Raw genomic sequence first — 15,690 nt, 5'->3', positions numbered from 1 at the left:
TTTCTGTTCACCGTACACAGTGCCTTTTCGGACTTTCTTGCGCTGTAATTCAAACAGGTAGAAAGAGCGGGCAGCAATCTTGATACGCGCGACCAATATTCCACGTCGGCGATTGGCATTTTCTTTGTACGCGAGCCACGTTCGGTTCTTATCCGTAGGCGCCTCGGATTGGGTAAAGGCTGATAGTGCCAGCAGTCTGAAGTCGGTGCTTTGCACGAACCCTTCGCATTCTGACAGCCAACATACGCTCGAAAAGTGCTTTTTGCCTTTCAGGCGCTGAAGCTCGTCCCATACAGTTTGAAGTGCACCTCCATCACCCAAGACCCGCTTTGCGACCGCAGTGAATTTGCCGACCCCTTTGTTGTAGCCCTGCGGGTCTCCAGTGGAGAGCACCTTGGCCGTGCTTGGCGGGACCAGAGTGGCCTTTTTCTTTGAAAGCGATCGCTCGTCGAATGAAACGGTATGGGGGCATTTAGGCCCGAGGATTTGAAATCCAGGGTCGGGTTTTGACCATCGAGCAGATCCTTGATCGGGTTCCTGACGGTCGGTGATCACAAAAGGATCCTGTGGTTTTTCCGCTTCAATCTTGACCCTCATCGTGTCGAGAAGGGCTGGATCGTGTTCAGAATCGTCTTTGGAATATTTGACCCGGCTTATCTCGTAGGGATGATCCTGCGGCTGACTCATGCCTGTGACTTCGTAGCACAGAAATGTGTTGTGATTGTTGATCCAGCGGCCACGAACCTTGACCCTGGCGGGGCCCTGAAACCAAGGCTTAACCTGCAGGCTCGTTTCCTTCATGTGCTTGCCGTAAGCATTGTCCAGTGCGGCGTAGAGCAGCTTGGCGGCGTCTTCGGTGTATTTGTTGTATAGGGCGTGTGCGAGAAACAGCCCATCGTCGTCCGGAACATTTGGGTGTGGCTTAACAAGCCACGTGTTGGGATCTTTGTGGGTGTCGGCATAGAGAAGCTCTCGCACCTTGGGCCACGGGTAGGTCGTCAGTACCCGGGCCATGTCCGACGTGCTGCCATAACACCGGTACAGAAACTCAATACAGGGGATCAGGAGGTTTTTGCCTTTCGGTAGGGGGAAGCTGAGAAACTCAGTCAGTACCTTGTCCGTTGGCTGGCTTCTAAGCGGATAATCAGTCTTGAAATAGGGAACGGGTTGGTGATTGCCTTGGATACTGACGTAGGACCAGACACCTTCAGTGAAATCCACAGAAAACTCTTTGTCTTTACCCAGGTCGGTTTCGGCAATGCATTTTCCACCTTGCCAAATGGTTCCCAGGCGAAAACTTCCCAAACGGCTTACGCCGATCAATGCAGGCGTCACGCCGGCAGGCTCATCGTTGCGGTCTAAAAACCGAAAGATGACCTCCACGACCGGTATGCTTTCAGCATCGAAGTTTTTTCTAATGCGTTCGTAAGACCAGACCACCACCGTTCCATTGCGGATGTGCCTGATGGCATCGCCGTCTTCGGTAGTGCAAAGATTGTCGCGGGGAGGAACTCGCTTAATTCGATGAAACAATTCGCAACTCCGAATATGCAGGAGCATCAAGCTCGTCGCTGATTAATGGCTGACTAAGCGTGGACTCGCGCATATCGTCCTGAGTGTTTGAAGCTCCGCCAGAGGGGCTGTACGTTACCTGCAAAAAAGGGTCAGCACCAAGTCGGCACCTCATGCAGTCCGATCATTTTCTTCAGCATCTCTGCAAACAGGGTCAGAACGACATCCCTTCCGATGCTTGAGCAAGAAGCTCCTCCACCTGACGGGACCCAACGGTTGTGGAGAGCATCTCAATCGGGCTTTTGCCTGAGAAATGGGACTTCGGTTTGGACAGCCAGCGCATAGCCTTGTCAGTGTCGCCAAAAAAGGACTCGGCTAAGGCAATGGTGTGTGCCAGGCGATACAGGTGATCACTTTGGCTCGCGGTTAGTCGCTCACCTGTGGCCAGCATTGTTTTAAGCGCTGGCGTGGGAAGGATTGCGTTCAAAGTCCCGGGGCTGATGAGCCCTAAGTCGCTCATTGCCGTAAGGGTGGTCGCCTCAACGCCTGCGTCGATTATCTCGTGAATTTGCTGTGCAGTCGCGTCGACGGGGATATTGAGAAGAACCTTCATGCGGTTTCGATAGCTGTCATCGGCTTGGGTGCGTAAGACGTCGGTGGGCCTTGGAGCATCACGCATCTTCGCGCGTACGGGTGTCAGGATGATCGTGTCGCCGGCGACGGTGATAGCCAGCTCATCCCCGATGCCCAGACCCATCTCCTGCAATAGGGCAGCAGGTAAATCGACAATGACATCGCCACGGCCATCATGGGTGGCTTGGGCCTGAACAGACCAGTGTCTGTCTTTCTTCATATCATCTACCTGACGTGCAGTCTGCGAGAAAGGATGCCCTATGCTCGCGCGCGCAACGGCATCTGTCATGGATAAAATAGCATTCGCAGGATGCTAGGGCTTGAATGCGATAAGTGGTCCACTCGGTGCTAGGCCCGCAGACGCTGGCTGTTTCTCACTCAACTCAGACTCAGTAAATCACTCAGCGTAATGCTCTGGCGCGTCCCCGTGCCGAGCAGGACGTACAGCGTATTTCTTGTGAAAAAGAGCCCTTCGTCTTCGTATCTCAGTTGAAACGTGCTGCGTACCCAGTCTCCTCGGTTAAAGCGCTCGCGACTGTCGACCACGACGTTGCGCGCATAGACCAGCACTGGTTCGAGGCCACGGGAGCGTAAAGCGTCATACCACCCGCCGCTGGGGTCCAGCTCCAGCAAGGTCCAGTCCCGAACCAGGCAGTACGAATACTCGCCAAAATTGCTTTGTATAAAGTCGATTGCATCTTCAACTGACAAGTCGCATCCGTTGATGCTCTCTCCTTGCCCACTCAACAGTTGCTGTAGCCGTAAGAGATCCATTCGCGCAAGCCCCCCTTAGAGAATACTCGTTCGACTGAGCGCTGGCGGTTGTTCAGTGAGACCGCCGGAGTTACGTAGAGATGGTGATAGCGTGTATCGCCGATTGGCAAGCAGGCCTGTTGGGTGCCTCGTGATGCAGCGATGGCGTAGAGGATTGGGCGTCCTTTCCAATGCCGTCTCGGCATTTTTCAGTGTGCGTCCCCAGACCTGCCTGCGCGAGCCGTCCAGATGATCTCCGAACGGCCGGTACGCTACGCCCTAAACGCTACGCGCGATCACCACCTTCATCTGCGGCGTCCAGTAATTTCTCCAGTGCTTCATAGCCTTCGTCTCGGCGCATGAGAAAGCCGATGACATCGTCGGCATCGAATCTGAATGGCTCAGAATCCAGGACTGTCCTGAAAAACGTGTTTGCTAGAACGATACCGCCCTGATTCAGCCAAAGCTCTGCTTTTCTACCATCGAGTTGATCAAAAAATACCGATAAAACCGCAGTCGCCAATGGGCGCATTTCGCTGGACGATGAGGAAAGCTCCCAATGCCAGCGTCCCTTGGCAGGGCAAAACGTTGGGCTATCATCGCTCAGCATGTAGTTCCAATTGTTGCTTTCCCACATCCAAGGCGCGGGCTGAAGCAGAAATGGAGGAGTGCCTTCTCTATAGACGGTCACTTCATGGTTTCGACCATTACCCCAAACTTCAACTGGTCGGGTCTGGAAATATTTTAGGGCGCGCTCGCGAAGTTTGAAGGCTGCCAGTCGAGCGTTGACGCCACTTTGCACCTGCGCAGGTGTCCTGCCCTCGGCCACTTCCATCACTGCCGTTCCGAGATCAATGTTCAGTTGATGCAGAGGTTGCAGATCTAGGTAGAGGCGTCCGATCAAAGGCTCAGGCAACTGGTCAGCACACCCCGCTTCCAGGATGACTGGCACAATCCGCACGCCCGGTTCATAAGCGATCTCGGCAAGCATTTTCAGCTCACGGTGCAACCCCGAACCTTTCTGTTGGGCGGCTCTGATGTAGTCCTGGTCACACAGGCATAAGACCTGGACTGGGCGCTTGGACAAGGCTTTAGCGATAACGCCATCGATTGAATCTCCGTAGGCGATGCTATCCCTATCCCAAAATACGTCATGGTTCCAACTGATTTGGGTGAGGACGCACTGGCGTACCCACTCTTTGTTCTCAAACCCGTTGCCCCAGGCGTAGGAAATGAAGATGTGGCCACGGTTTTCTACTTCAGTCATTTTTCCAGTCTTCTGTAACGAGGGAGCGACATCACCAGGTCGCCGGTCTGGGGTGGCGAAGTGCGACGCACACGTCAACAGAAAGACCTTACCGAGGAATGATGAAGGCTAAAAGCCATTATATTGGAAATTATTGAGCTTTATGGGGTGGTTGTTCGGGTCGCGCCTGATGGGTAGCGGATGAGGCGGCCAGCAAACAGCGTCAGTAGTGCACTGAGTCACTGTTGGCGTTGCCAGTTACTTTGCTAATTTCTGAATAGATCTCTACATATTTATTAATGGGCGAAAACAAGCTCACTTGGACGTGTCGGAAATTTCCGCCACTCCCGTCAGTGTTTATTACCACGCCTAAAGTTAGTTTAAGGTCGAGTTCTCTATCGCGACGATCAATATTGTTTGTTTGCGTTATTAATAATGTTGATGTTTGAACGGTCTTTCTGCCCTATCGTTTTGGGTGCTTGGTGTCGCAGTTTCTACAGCTGCTGCCGCTCGTCGATTGGTTCAATAAAATCAAGGAAATTCGAGAGAAATACTGGACAAAAACCCACCATGGGCGATACTCTTACGTATAACTTAACGTAAGGAGTTTGAAATACTCTTTACGCTTCAAAATGGAATGGAGTCCTCATATGTTAGCTCGCAATGATTCAGCCTTTTAGTTGCACTGCTTAGGGCAGGAATTGGTTTCATGAGTTGACGACTCTGAGAAACAACCTTATGGCAGGATATATAAAATGGCGAATGGAAAAGTACTCAGGCAACTTGTAAAAGCGGGTGCTGTCGGAGATATGGCGGCGTTCCGTCGTGCATCTGAAGCTATCATCGAAGAAGAGCGCCAAAAGCAACATCACTTATTGGCAAATGATTTAGAGCAGATCCTTTATGGTGGGGATATGCATGTCCAGTCTGCACGTAAACCGCAGTTTACTGCGGACATTCCTGTGGACAAGGAGCGTGGACTTCCTTTGCTTGATATCAGGCCACCCAAGCGCTCGTTGGAGGAGATCATCCTTCCCGAAAGCAGTGCCTCTATGATCGACGAGATGCTGGAAGAGCATCGACGCGCAGAGGTGCTTCGTAGCTATGGCATGAAGCCATCCGGCAAAGTGATTTTCTTTGGCCCGCCTGGATGCGGTAAGACCTTGGCTGCTGAAGTCATCGCTTTCGAGCTGGATCGCCCGCTGGCAATTGTTCGTCTCGATGCATTGGTCTCCTCGTTTCTGGGTGAAACAGCCGCGAATTTACGCAAGGTCTTTGATTTCATTGCGAAACATCAGTTAATCGTTCTTTTCGACGAGTTTGATGCCATTGGTAAAGAGCGTGGTGATAGCGGTGAGCACGGCGAGCTACGCCGCGTAGTTAATGCGGTGTTGCAGATGATGGACGCCTACGACGGGCAAAGCCTTATTCTGGCAGCAACTAACCACGAAAATATTTTGGATTCGGCAATTTGGCGCCGGTTTGATGACGCCATTGAGTTTCCGCTGCCTGATCACAAGCAGCTGATGGCATTGTTACAGCTGAAGTTGCGTGGGACCCGTCGTCAGTTCGAACTGGATGATCCCGAGTTACTAAAAGAATTCGATGGAAAAAGCGGTGCGGATGTGGAACGTGTTGTCCGGCGCGCTGTGAAGCGTATGATATTGCGTAATCAGGAGTTCCTCACGATCAAAGAACTACGCAACGCACTGGTGCGGGAGGGACTCCGCAAGCACTAACCTGCTATCAAGGACGATGAATTGGCAACTTACAAACACCTGAGTTTTGAGCGCGAAAACCTGGACAATCGTCGTCGGACGAAAAATCCCCCCAAGTTCACCAAGCGCGATGACTTGCGGGGGCATGGCCAGAAGCTTAACGGCTATTTTGCGACGGCAGCGGGTGTTGCTGCAAAGCAGCACAAGTCTGCCGAGAACTCCCCGTTTGTATTCAAGTTGCAGTACGACGGCGCGATGACGTTCGAAAATCTCCAGAAGCATGGCCTGGAATTCATCAGTCAGGAGGGCAAGCAGGTTTGTGTGGTGTTCGCGACTGAGGCCGGCCTGGCCATCTTTCAAGACCACCTGAACAAGTTGGGCGTGCTCGGGCAGAATGTCAGCTACAAGCAGATTCTGGAAGCCATCGAGGGTATCGATGCGTGGTCCGCCGAGGACCGCAAAAGCTGGGCCTTACGCCATATCGGCCTTCCAGACTCTGAAACATTCACACTGGACGTCGAACTCTGGCCACACCACGTCACCAATCATCCGGCACGCATTCGCCTTTGCGCCTCGTTCGAAAAGTGGCTGGCGGACAACGGCATCAAGACGATCCACAAGCTCAACTTCGACAGCTTGGTGATGTACCGCGTCGAGGTGAGTGATACTCAAGCACAAGGGCTACTCAACCATAGTGACGTGCGCATGGTTGACCTCATTCCCCAGACTGGCATCTCTTACCCGCAGCTGAACCGTGACATTGCTCAGATCCCGGCAAACATTCCACGCCCTGCCGACGATGCGGCGCGGGTGTGCATCCTGGACAGCGGTATCAACACTAACCATCCGTTGCTTCGATCGGCAATTGCAGAAAGTGAGTCATTCGTGGCGGGTCAGGACGCATTCGATGAGGCTGGCCACGGGACAGCCGTCGCCGGGATTGCGCTTTATGGCGACGTAGAAGCCTGTGATCAAAGCAACTTCTGGAATCCGCAAATCTGGCTTTACAACGGTAAGGTCATGCGCAAATGCCCAGACACCCACAATGCTATTTATGACGAGCACACGGTAGAAGCGACTCTGACAGAGGCCGTTGAGCATTTCGTGGGACTGGGCTGCCGCATCTTCAATTTGTCGCTGGGAAATACCAATGCGCCTTACGACGGTACACACATTCGCGGTCTGGCCTACATCCTCGATGTGCTTGCGCGTAAACACAACGTGCTGTTTGTCGTTTCTACCGGCAACTTCATGGGCTCTGAGGATCCGGCCGTACCGATAAAAAGCTGGCGGGACGAGTATCCGGAATACCTGCTGCACGAACGCAGTGTCATCATTGACCCGGCACCTGCGTTGAATGTGCTGACCGTCGGCAGCATTTCCCGCCACGACGCCACTTTCGACAGCCAGCGACACCCCGAGATCCATCAGCTGTCTCCGGCATCGGAGAACCAACCCTCACCGTTCACCCGACATGGCCCGTCGGTGAAAGGGGCTCTAAAGCCGGAGTTGGTCGCTCATGGTGGCAACCTGGCGTGTCCGGTGCATTACAACAATCAGCAGTGGAAGACCGACATGCGCGGTCTGGGCGTGCTGACGATGAACCATCAGTTCCAAGGCAATACGCTGTTCAAGGAACTCAGTGGCACTAGTTTCTCTGCGCCTTACATCTCTCATTTGGCAGGGCGTCTGCTCAATGAATACCCGGAGGCTTCAGCCAATCTTCTGCGAGCCATGCTCGTGAACCATGCGTCTCTGTCGAGCGAGGTGGAGAGCACTTTCTCGGAGGAGATGCGCAAGGGTTACAAAGCCAATAAAGCGACCTACAACCGCGAGATTTCCCGCGATGTGGGTGGATACGGCCAAGTGAGTGAAAGTGACTTGTTCCGATCCTCGGATCAATGCGTTGTATTGATGTGCGAAGAGAGCATCGAGAAGGATGCCTGCCAGTTTTATGAGCTGCCTCTTCCTGCTACCTACCTGCGCAAGACGCGGGGTCTTAGGGAGTTGTGCGTCACGCTGGCCTACTCGCCGGCAGTGCGTACCACTCGCCTGGACTATCTTGCGACCCAGATCAGTTTCCGTTTGGTCAAAGGGGCTTCCCTGGACGAGGTGCAGGGCTATTTCAACAGGGACAAGCAGGAGGAAAATGAGACCCGTAGTGACGACGCCGAGCCGAACCGGGATATCTCCGCTCAACTGAGAAGTCGAGGTACGGTGCAGTCATCCAAGTGGACCTTCAAGCAACGCAATCCTGCTGAGAAATGGTTTGTCGTCGTGATTCGTCAAGATCGGGAGTGGAATCACCCGGACGTATTGGACAAAGAACCCTATTCGCTCGTGGTTACAGTAGCTGATCGCGATAACGAGCGGGCTCAGTTGTACACAGAGATCCAAGCCCAGCTCGAACTGCAGCTCCAGGCACGAGAAGAGGCCCGGCAGCGGGCGGCATTTTAGTCGGTTGAAGCTGCGTTACTTCATGAGATGCTCTCTGTTGTAGAGACCGGACGTCGGGGAAGATGGGCTTACGATTTCCTCAGGGCACCGGTCTCTCAACCTGAACGCCAGTCGATGGGCGCATCAGAAAAACTAAAGCCGGAACGATTTCTGTTGCGCGCCCCACTAGGCACAACTCACGGCAGCTCGGCTGCACAACTTGCACTGGATTGATGTGCACGACGTAAGCACCGGCTCGCAGAGCCATGGTTGGAATCTCTGCGGCCGGGAAGACCACCCCCGAAGTGCCGATCGACAGCAGAACATCGCAATTTTTTGTTGCAAGAACAGCCTTCTTCCAAGCCACCGCCGGCAGTTCTTCACCGAACCACACCACACCCGGGCGTAGTTTGCCGCGGCAGCGGGGACAGCGAGGCGGCTCGATCCTCATATCCTCACTAGCAATCGGTTCCTCGAACGAGAAGACCGTTGGAGTCCTATGGCAGGCAAAACATTTGGGCTGTTCCAAGCTACCGTGCAGATGGATTACATCCACTGCTCCAGCTCGCTCATGCAGGTCGTCGATGTTTTGCGTGATCACCGTTACATCTCGCGTCCATGTCAACTGCGCAATGGCTTGATGCGCAGCGTTGGGCACCGCTTGCGCGACTTGCGCCCGCCGCCATAGATACCATCCCCAGACTAATGCTGCGTCCTCGCGGAACGCGTTAGCTGTCTCCAGCTTCTCCGGATCCTGGCGCGCCCATATTCCGGTCAACGGATCGCGGAATGTGGGTATACCGCTTTCGGCCGAGATGCCCGCACCGGTAAATACCACGATCCGCTTCGCACCCCCGACCAGCGAGACTACGGCTTCGACAGTGCTGCTCACCTTCCCACCACCTACGGCGCTTGTCTGTGCCAATAACGGGATGCTTCCGGCGTTGCTCAATACACGCCATATTCAATGCGGCCCAGATAGTCTTTGATCCGCTGATAGCCATGGTCATCATCAATAACGCTGCAAGGCGGATGATAATCCAGGCCACGGGCGGGTTTGTTGAACCATTGCTCGGCACGATCACAGCTGCCGAGCACCTCTGCCGCCTGTCCCAAGATCATGTATCGCCGTACTAGATATGCTTGGTGGTGGCTGCTTAGACAATTGACGTTAGTAAAAGTGTTCTTACCAATCGACCAATAGTAAGGTTTGGGTTGTACTTTTGAGTGCATCGTTGCCACCTGCGAATTGCGACATTCAGCAGGTTCAGCATACATCGGCACTTGGCATCCGAGCAGTACATCCCGTCGAGCAGGGAAGGTTCGTATGACATTACCTCGCGACTGTCGAACTGGCACAGTTTTGCAGTCGTTGCTCCACGATTTCGCAGTCAACAGGTGGGAATCCCATTGCAGAGCCCTTCCACAATTCGACTATCGGAGCTTTGTGATTACCTTGAGCCTCAAATACAGCGAGGATCGTGTGCGAGAGGGACTTGTAACTGGACTTCCTTCAAGCCGGGGCATGCGCGGGATCAGTGTTTCCGCTCCATACGCGGACTGCATACAGTGATCCGTCAGGATGGGGGCAACAAGGGAGCATCATGACAACTCAGAAATTATCCATTTACGATTTGCAGTTAAACGTTTCAATCCGTGGCCAGGGTTCACCGCTGCTTCTGCTCAACGGCATGGGTGGCTTAATCCGTGCGTTCGACCCTCTGCGAAATGAACTGACCGACTACACGACCATCACGTTGGACGTTCCCGGCATCGGCAAATCGCAGACGCCGCGTTGGCCAATGCGTCTGCCGCGTTATGCCGACACGATCGCTCAGATGCTCAAGCAATTGGGGTTCGACCAGGTCGATGTATTCGGCGTGAGTTGGGGCGGTGCTTTGGCACAGGAATTCGCTCTACGTTATCCAAGCATGGTGCGTCGCTTGATACTCGCTGCGACCTCGGCCGGCCCAGCAATGTTGGTAAAACCCGCTGATATCTTGGATTTTTTTAGCATGGCTAAAAGCGCCAAACCGCATAAGCAAAAGGACCGGCGCAATTCGACAAAGGCGCTTATGCATTTTGGGGTTGCGAATGGGATGCTCTCGGTTAATCCCCAAACCTATTACCGTCAATTCACGGCATTGGTCGGCTGGACGAGCCTGTTACGTCTGTTCCGCCTTCGCCAGCGGACGCTAATTATCGCCGGCGATCGCGATCCGCTGGTGCGGCTTTATAACGGGCACATTTTGCGTCACGGCATTCGCCGTGCCGAACTGCATGTTCTGCGTGGCGAGGGTCATTTCTTCGTGTTGACCAGTGCTAAGCAAACCGCCGAAGTCATACGCGAATTCCTTGAGCGACCGCACGACGATAAAAAGCCCGCGATCGCCAACCTCACCTAACTGGCCACGTGAGCAATCAGCTTCAGTAGACCTCTTCGTAATTGCCCGCTCCCTCCGTTTTATACATCTCTGCAAACAACAGATTCTCGCAATCAATTTGGGCCGGTCTACAGGAATCACGCGTTTCGCTCGATTTGCTTGAGTTCCTTGCGTCGGCATCCTCAAGCCTTTCATTTGGGTAACCTAGACTTCATCAGTAAGGTGCTGACCCCACCTGACTACGGGTACGTAGGCGCGTTTACATCCAACGGGTTAACTGACGCTCGATTAAATACCGTGAAAATGTGAACCAGTCATTCGTTTCGGCCTTGAAAGCCAAACTTTTGTCGCCAGAAATGTATCGTCTTGATCGCAATGGCTCGAAGGGATCCTAGGGTCTGCAACTGCCACTCAACACTACATGTCTTGCTTCGGGATACGACACTGGAGGAAATGGATGATTTCAACCCTGGAGCTGCGCAGGATCATTGAAGAGAGCTTTCGACCGCTGGAGTGCCAATGCACTTTAGTGACTGGAAATTCACTACAGGTCCGAGTGACTGATCCCGCGACGGGCAGAGTCGATCTGCTTGTCACTGGGATTTCGACGAATACATTGGTCAGTCCTCGAGCCATCTCAGAGCTGATCGCTGAGCTTCGGTACGACCTGGCGACAAACAAACAAAAAAACCTGACAGGTATCGCTGCTACCCGTCGATAGTTGGAGGTGCCGAGGGCTTAGCCAATCCTAAGCCCTCATCGCGTCTGTTAGGGCATTCGCGTTTCCGCCGGAGGCAGCGCGGCGGGCTTTTGGATGTCCTGCGTTACGGATGCAGTTTCCGTGCACTCAAGATTCACCTCTTCCTCTTCTCCCATCGTGCTGTAACGCTTGCGTAACTCACGCAGCTCCTTGGTATCCAGATGATCCAATGACATGAAGGCGTTCTGCGCGTCCTTTGTTGCTCGGATCAGTTCATCGAGTTTCAGGTGCAAGATGTCGTTATCCCTGTTCTGTGTGTTCTGGATGAGGAACACCATCAGGAAGGTGATGATCGTTGTTGACGTGTTGATGATCAGTTGCCAGGTGTCGTTGTAGTGAAAATACGGACCCGTTAATGCCCAAGCGATGATCAGCAGAATAGCTATCAGAAAGGTTTTCGAGCTGCCGGCCCAGTTCGAGAGTGCTTGGCAAAACTTTGCGAATTTCATGACCATAAATCCAAGTGGGAGATGCCATTTCGACCACGCAAACTCTCTGAAATTCTTTGTTACATATGTCTTCTCTCTCCTCGCAATTCCTCCATCGGAAACGCTCCTAACTCTGATAGCGGTTGAGCTGACTGATCACTCAAAAGTTTGCGAAGCTTCCGAGGAAGGCCGACGACTGGCGATTAAAGTCTCAAAAAAAGTCATTCCGCGCCGCTTGTCGCCGTGACTGAAAACAAATTGCAATTACTCACACGGAATTCGCTTCAGATGTCTGTGAGCTCGCATTCGATCTTTCTCGAATGAGCATCGAGCCTCGTCTGACCTGAGGAGATTTGTCATGTTTCTACATAACAAGCGACTTCAATACACCGTGCGTGTCGCCGAGCCCAATCCAGGCTTGGCCAATCTGTTACTTGAGCAATTTGGGGGCGCACAGGGAGAGCTCGCGGCGGCTTCGCGATACTTCACCCAAGCGCTGGCCGAGGATGATCCGGGCCGTAAAGACCTGCTGATGGACATCGCGACCGAGGAGCTAAGCCACCTCGAAATCGTTGGCTCCATCATCGTTATGTTGAACAAGGGTGCCAAAGGCCGAATGGCCGAAGGCGTTGAAGAAGAAGGTGAGTTGTACCGGGCCATCAATGGTGCGGGCAACGATTCGCACATCACCAGCTTGCTGTATGGCGCCGGCGCACCGCTGACCAACTCCGCCGGCGTGCCTTGGTCGGCAGCCTATGTCGATACGATCGGTGAGCCGACGGCCGACTTCCGCTCCAACATTGCTGCGGAGGCCCGCGCAAAAATCGTCTATGAGCGGCTGATGAACGTGACGGACGATCCTGGCGTTAAAGAAGCATTGGGCTTCCTCATGACCCGCGAAATCGCCCACCAACTGTCCTTCGAAAAAGCACTCCACGCAATCCAGCCGAACTTCCCGCAGGGCAAGCTCCCCGGTATGCCGGAGTTCACTAACGTGTACTTCAACATGTCGCAGGGGGAAGGCAGCACCCGTGGTCCGTGGAACCAGGGCGACGACTGGGAGTACGTGGAAAACCCCGCGCCTGCCGTGGATGGCGGTGACGGTACCGCCAGTGTCCAGCTTAGCGCTGAAGAAGAGGAACTGCTGCTGGATATGAAGGCACGAACCATGTCCGACCCGGACAGCAATCCCATCACCGGCGCCGATCTTGGCGCGGGTGTTCAGGGTGAGCCGAACGCTTGATGACCAATACCGCACGCTACAACGGCGTGCGGTTTCTTTATCCATGCAATCCGAGGTACACGGCATGAATTCGAATACCGGCGTTTTCAACAATGACCTGGCGCAGTCCTTGTCCGATCGCTTCAACGCAACCGCTGCATCCTTTGATCGGACCGCTATGCGGATCGCCCAGACGTTGCGTCACTCGACCGCCAACGCCACAGGGAAACATCCAGCCGGACGATAGGAGGCGACATGTCACTTTCCTCATCGTCTGCGAGACCCTCACTGCGCAATTGGTTGGGCATGGCATCCAGTGGCGGTTGGCCTGGGGTGCTGTTTTGGTCGACGCTCTTGCTGGTCACTGGTTTGCTGTTGTTCAGTGGTTACTCGGCGCTGGTAGGGGCTGAAAAGGAAAATCTGCGTCTGGCGGCATTAGGAGGGTTGTCTGGATTCGCCGCGACCGCCCTGGGCGCTGTGGTGGCGATCATCCTTCGCGATATTGCCTCGCGTACCCAAGACATCATGCTGGGGTTCGCCGCGGGCATGATGCTGGCAGCGAGCTCTTTCTCGTTGATTCTTCCGGGCATTGAGGCCGCTCAGGCACTGTGTGGAAACCAGCTACTGGCCGCCTGTGTTGTGGTGTTTGGACTGGCTCTGGGTGTGGCATTGATGATCGGTCTAGATCGTTTCGTGCCTCACGAGCATCAGGAAAGCGGCAGGCGCGGACCGGACTCTCAACGGTTCAATCGGGTGTGGTTGTTTGTCCTGGCCATCACCCTGCACAACCTGCCGGAGGGCATGGCCATCGGCGTCAGCTTTGCCAATGGCGATATGAAAGTGGGCCTGCCGCTGACGACGGCCATCGCCATTCAAGACATCCCGGAGGGGCTCGCCGTTGTGCTGGCTTTGCGTGTCACCGGTATCTCTGCTTGGCGGGCGGCGTTGATCGCCATCGGTTCCGGTTTGATGGAACCCTTGGGCTCAGTGGTCGGACTCGGCGTATCGAGTGGTTTCGCCTTGGGTTATCCAATTGCCTTAGGTCTCGCAGCCGGCGCGATGATCTTTGTGGTGTCCCACGAAGTCATTCCTGAAACACACCGTAACGGCCACGAGACACCTGCGACCCTCGGTCTGATGTTGGGATTCGGGGTGATGATGTTCCTCGATACCGCACTGGGCTAATGGGATGAACACTTCATCCGGGAAGCGAAAAAATCTTGGAACGCCTCTTGAAAGAGCTTGGTCAGTTTTCATGATCACCACGATGGCGGACGAGCAATCCTCATCACGCCTCGGGTAAACATCCATTGACCAGAAGGAAGTTAGAAATGGCTAGGAAAACTGTTGAAGACTTGTTCATCCATGAACTCTCCGATGTTTACAGCGCCGAGAAACAGATCACCAAAGCGTTGCCGCGCCTAGCGCGGGCGGCGACCAATCCGCTGCTTGCCGAAGCCTTCACCTCGCACCTTGAAGAAACACAGGGCCAAATCGAACGTATCGATCAGCTGGTCGAGCTGACTGGACTGAAGCTCAAACGCATGAAGTGCGTTGCGATGGAGGGCCTGGTGGAGGAGTCCAAAGAGCTACTGGACGAAATCGACAAAGGTGCGGTGCTGGATGCAGCACTGATCGGCGCGGCGCAAAAGGTCGAGCACTACGAAATCGCCAGTTACGGCACGCTGATCGCGATGGCCAAGCACCTGAAACTCGACGATGCCGCTGCATTGCTGGAGGCCACCCTGGCGGAGGAGAAAGGCGCCGATGAGAAGCTGTCGAAGATCGCGGAGCAAGGCGGGAACCAGGCTGCGACCCTCGAGAAAAAATAAAGATTCAAATTGAGGCGGTAAGAACGCCACGGCGACTTTCGTTACCGTGGCGTTCTTTTAGCCAAGCTGACCGCGCCTTATCCAAGCCGGATACTTTATGGATCGCCGGTGCAGCGGTTGCCCTGCTTCTGGACCTTTATGGGCCATCCCACTGGAACACAAAAATAGATGATCATCGTTGCAGGTCATTTCTGAGGTAAACGCGTTGCCAAGAATCCTGACTTCACCGACCAGCGAGGCCGAGTTGACCGAACACAACGCCAAGATGTTCGGATCGCCCAAAGAACGGTTGGAATTTTATCGTCGCGAAATTCATTACGAGACCTCGATCCTGGCCAACCGGACTGACGCCTATCTGGCGGCGCAATCCTTTCTGGTCATCGCGTTCGCGTCCTGCATGGGGAATCTCAACCCTGAGTGGGGCAAGCTCTTCACGCTGATCGTGCCTCCCTTTCTCGCGCTGTTGGGATTACTCAGCACGCTCAACGCATGGCCCGGCATTCGGGCGGCCTACGACATCATCGATCATTGGTACTACAAGCAGAGCGAGCTCTTGAGGAGCGAGCCGGTGATGGGCATGGCTTACGATGAATCACCGCTGTTTTGCGAGCGAGAGTCCACCCATAAGGGGTACCGAAAGGCGCTGTTGTTCTCGGTGCGCACCCCTTGGATTTTTGCAACGTTCTGGATCCTTCTGGGTTTCTGGTCAGTGCTCATCCAGCTCACGAAGCCGTTCGGTTAGACTTGAGGGCCCGTGTACATGCTC

General features: G+C 54.1%; 15 protein-coding genes. 8 read left to right on the top strand and 7 right to left on the bottom strand.

Features of this window, described 5'->3' with window-relative positions; genetic code table 11:
- The 4 genes from DBR18_RS27780 to DBR18_RS27765 all read right to left on the bottom strand — a co-directional run.
- Window positions 1-1,560 (bottom strand): hypothetical protein (locus DBR18_RS27780; protein WP_256589030.1); only part of this gene is annotated, 1,560 nt, incomplete at its 3' end.
- 166 nt (window positions 1,561-1,726) lie between these two features.
- A complete protein-coding gene (locus DBR18_RS27775) occupies window positions 1,727-2,365 on the bottom strand; it encodes an antitoxin Xre/MbcA/ParS toxin-binding domain-containing protein (protein ID WP_256589029.1) in 639 nt (212 codons plus the stop codon).
- A gap of 158 nt (window positions 2,366-2,523) precedes the next feature.
- The gene (locus DBR18_RS27770) at window positions 2,524-2,856 is read right to left on the bottom strand and encodes a hypothetical protein (protein ID WP_256589028.1); all 333 of its coding nucleotides are present in this window, start codon (window positions 2,854-2,856) and stop codon (window positions 2,524-2,526) included.
- A 328-nt stretch (window positions 2,857-3,184) separates the two neighbouring features.
- The gene (locus tag DBR18_RS27765; RefSeq protein ID WP_108592734.1) at window positions 3,185-4,165 is read right to left on the bottom strand and encodes a toll/interleukin-1 receptor domain-containing protein; all 981 of its coding nucleotides are present in this window, start codon (window positions 4,163-4,165) and stop codon (window positions 3,185-3,187) included.
- Between the two features lie 734 nt (window positions 4,166-4,899).
- Between DBR18_RS27765 and DBR18_RS27760 the strand changes: the two genes are divergently transcribed.
- Window positions 4,900-5,883: an AAA family ATPase gene (locus tag DBR18_RS27760; protein ID WP_034139800.1), complete on the top strand. Its 984-nt coding sequence runs from the start codon at window positions 4,900-4,902 to the stop codon at window positions 5,881-5,883.
- A gap of 21 nt (window positions 5,884-5,904) precedes the next feature.
- Window positions 5,905-8,319, top strand: a complete 2,415-nt coding sequence (locus DBR18_RS27755) for a S8 family peptidase (protein ID WP_108592733.1) — start codon at window positions 5,905-5,907, stop codon at window positions 8,317-8,319.
- A gap of 79 nt (window positions 8,320-8,398) precedes the next feature.
- On the opposite strand, the gene DBR18_RS27750 is transcribed toward DBR18_RS27755, so the two are convergent.
- Window positions 8,399-9,190 (bottom strand): NAD-dependent deacylase, encoded by a 792-nt coding sequence (locus DBR18_RS27750; RefSeq protein WP_108592736.1) that lies wholly within the window; start codon window positions 9,188-9,190, stop codon window positions 8,399-8,401.
- Window positions 9,191-9,246: 56 nt separating this feature from the next.
- On the bottom strand, window positions 9,247-9,531 hold the full coding sequence (locus DBR18_RS27745; protein ID WP_158275066.1) for an MbcA/ParS/Xre antitoxin family protein: 285 nt from the start codon (window positions 9,529-9,531) through the stop codon (window positions 9,247-9,249).
- A 371-nt stretch (window positions 9,532-9,902) separates the two neighbouring features.
- Here DBR18_RS27745 and DBR18_RS27740 point away from each other — a divergent pair, with 371 nt between their 5' ends.
- On the top strand, window positions 9,903-10,703 hold the full coding sequence (locus tag DBR18_RS27740) for an alpha/beta fold hydrolase (protein WP_108592731.1): 801 nt from the start codon (window positions 9,903-9,905) through the stop codon (window positions 10,701-10,703).
- Window positions 10,704-11,139: 436 nt separating this feature from the next.
- Window positions 11,140-11,403 carry a DUF1652 domain-containing protein gene (locus DBR18_RS27735; protein ID WP_108592730.1) on the top strand — a complete coding sequence of 88 codons (264 nt, stop codon included), beginning with the start codon at window positions 11,140-11,142 and terminating at the stop codon, window positions 11,401-11,403.
- Window positions 11,404-11,450: 47 nt separating this feature from the next.
- On the opposite strand, the gene DBR18_RS27730 is transcribed toward DBR18_RS27735, so the two are convergent.
- Window positions 11,451-11,891, bottom strand: coding sequence for a low affinity iron permease family protein (locus tag DBR18_RS27730; RefSeq protein WP_108592729.1), 441 nt, complete (start codon window positions 11,889-11,891; stop codon window positions 11,451-11,453).
- A gap of 337 nt (window positions 11,892-12,228) precedes the next feature.
- Between DBR18_RS27730 and DBR18_RS27725 the strand changes: the two genes are divergently transcribed.
- The 4 genes from DBR18_RS27725 (at window position 12,229) to DBR18_RS27710 (ending at window position 15,666) form a co-directional block, all read left to right on the top strand.
- Window positions 12,229-13,113, top strand: a complete 885-nt coding sequence (locus DBR18_RS27725) for a manganese catalase family protein (protein ID WP_034139796.1) — start codon at window positions 12,229-12,231, stop codon at window positions 13,111-13,113.
- A gap of 234 nt (window positions 13,114-13,347) precedes the next feature.
- On the top strand, window positions 13,348-14,277 hold the full coding sequence (locus tag DBR18_RS27720) for a ZIP family metal transporter (RefSeq protein WP_108592728.1): 930 nt from the start codon (window positions 13,348-13,350) through the stop codon (window positions 14,275-14,277).
- A 146-nt stretch (window positions 14,278-14,423) separates the two neighbouring features.
- Window positions 14,424-14,924: a ferritin-like domain-containing protein gene (locus DBR18_RS27715; protein ID WP_034139794.1), complete on the top strand. Its 501-nt coding sequence runs from the start codon at window positions 14,424-14,426 to the stop codon at window positions 14,922-14,924.
- A 205-nt stretch (window positions 14,925-15,129) separates the two neighbouring features.
- Window positions 15,130-15,666 (top strand): hypothetical protein, encoded by a 537-nt coding sequence (locus DBR18_RS27710; RefSeq protein WP_034139914.1) that lies wholly within the window; start codon window positions 15,130-15,132, stop codon window positions 15,664-15,666.
- The last annotated feature ends 24 nt before the right edge of the window (window positions 15,667-15,690 follow it).

Origin of the sequence: Pseudomonas sp. HMWF021, from assembly GCF_003061005.1 — a bacterium.
In the GTDB taxonomy this organism is placed as follows: Bacteria; Pseudomonadota; Gammaproteobacteria; order Pseudomonadales; family Pseudomonadaceae; genus Aquipseudomonas.
This window is presented reverse-complemented; position numbering and strand designations above follow the sequence as displayed.